This window comes from Prauserella cavernicola, assembly GCF_016595675.1.
GTDB lineage: Bacteria > Actinomycetota > Actinomycetes > Mycobacteriales > Pseudonocardiaceae > Prauserella_A > Prauserella_A cavernicola.
In genome coordinates this window covers 1-2,019 of the sequence record NZ_JAENJH010000026.1, presented here as the reverse complement: position 1 = coordinate 2,019, position 2,019 = coordinate 1, and the positions used below count along the sequence as shown (strand labels likewise).

The window sequence follows — 2,019 nt, the reverse complement described above, 5'->3', positions numbered from 1 at the left end:
GGACCTCTTCGCCGCCCATGGTGTGCCGGTTTTGCCGGGTGCCGTGGCGAGTAATGCGGAAGAAGCGCGTGTGGCCGCCGAGGAGATCGGTGGGCCGGTCGTGGTCAAGGCGCAGGTGAAGACCGGTGGCCGGGGTAAGGCCGGTGGTGTGAAGCTGGCGCGGGATCCGGGTGAGGCGCGGGAGAAGGCCGGGGCGATCCTCGGGTTGGACATCAAGGGTCATGTCACGCGCCGGGTGCTGGTGACCGAGGCCTCCGACATCGCCGAGGAGTATTACTTCTCGTTCCTGCTGGATCGCACCAACCGCACCTTCCTGGCGATGGCCTCGGCCGAGGGTGGCATGGAGATCGAGCAGCTCGCGGTGGAGCGCCCCGACGCGCTGGCCCGGGTGGCGGTGGATCCGATCGCGGGTGTGGACAAGGCCACCGCGACCGCGATCCTGGCCCAGGGCAACTTCCCGGCCGAGATCCGGGAGCAGGCCGCTGATGTGGTGGTCGCGCTGTGGGAGACCTTCGTGGCCGAGGACGCCACGCTGGTCGAGGTGAACCCGCTGGTGCGTGATCCGCAGGACAAGATCGTCGCGCTGGATGGCAAGGTCACCCTCGACGAGAACGCCGCGTTCCGCCACCCCGCCCACGAGCAGCTGGTGGACAAGCAGGCCGAGGACCCGCTGGAGGCCAAGGCCAAGGCCAAGGACCTCAACTACGTCAAGCTCGACGGTGAGGTCGGCATCATCGGTAACGGTGCGGGCCTGGTCATGTCCACCCTGGACGTGGTCGCCTACGCCGGGCAGCGGCACGGCGGGGTCAAGCCCGCGAACTTCCTCGACATCGGTGGCGGCGCCTCGGCCGAGGTCATGGCCGCCGGCCTGGACGTCATCCTCGGTGACCCCGCGGTCAAGAGCGTGTTCGTCAACGTCTTCGGCGGGATCACCGCCTGCGACGCGGTGGCCACCGGCATCGTCGAAGCACTCAAGATCCTCGGGGACGAGGCCAGCAAGCCCCTGGTGGTGCGCCTGGACGGCAACAACGTCGACGAAGGCCGCCGCATCCTCGACGAGGCCAACCACCCGCTGGTCACCCAGGTCGACACCATGGACAACGCGGCCGACCGAGCAGCGGAGCTCGCCGCTGAGAACCCTGTAGGTGCATGATGGCTATTTTCCTGACTGAAGACTCCAAGATCATCGTGCAGGGCCTGACCGGCTCCGAGGGCACCAAACACGCCACCAAGATGCTGGCCGCGGGCGCCAACATCGTCGGTGGCGTCAACGCCCGCAAAGCCGGCCAGAGCGTCACCATCGGCGGCACCGAGCTGACCGTCTACGGCACCGTCGACGAGGCCATCAAAGCCACCGGCGCCGACGTGTCGGTGATCTTCGTGCCCCCGAAGTTCGCCAAAGACGCCGTCATCGAGGCCATCGACGCCGAAATCGGCCTCGCCGTGGTCATCACCGAAGGCATCCCCGTCCACGACTCCGCCTACTTCTGGGCCCACGCCGTCGCCAAGGGAAACAAGACCCGCATCGTCGGGCCGAACTGTCCGGGTGTGATCTCGCCGGGTAAGTCCAACGCGGGCATCATCCCGGCCAACATCACCGGCCCCGGCAACATCGGCCTGGTCTCCAAGTCGGGCACGCTGACCTACCAGATGATGTACGAACTGCGCGACATCGGCTTCACCACCGCCGTCGGCATCGGCGGTGACCCCGTCATCGGCACCACCCACATCGACGCCCTCGAAGCGTTCGAAGCCGACCCCGACACCAAGGTCATCGTCATGATCGGCGAAATCGGCGGCGACGCCGAAGAACGCGCCGCCGACTACATCAAGGCCAACGTCACCAAACCCGTCGTGGGCTACGTCGCCGGCTTCACCGCACCCGAAGGCAAAACCATGGGCCACGCCGGCGCCATCGTCTCCGGCTCCGCCGGCACCGCCCAAGCCAAAAAAGAAGCCCTCGAAGCCGCAGGCGTCAAGGTCGGCAAAACCCCCACCGAAACCGCCGAACTGGCGAGG

At 67.3% G+C, this 2,019-nt stretch carries 2 protein-coding genes; both read left to right on the top strand.

Annotated elements, in window-relative coordinates; all coding sequences use genetic code 11:
• A partial coding sequence (sucC, locus tag JHE00_RS34510; protein WP_200326398.1) for an ADP-forming succinate--CoA ligase subunit beta occupies positions 1-1,153 on the top strand: 1,153 nt, incomplete at its 5' end.
• Positions 1,153-2,019 (top strand): succinate--CoA ligase subunit alpha (gene sucD, locus JHE00_RS34505; protein WP_200326400.1); only part of this gene is annotated, 867 nt, incomplete at its 3' end. The genes sucC and sucD, both read left to right, overlap by 1 nt.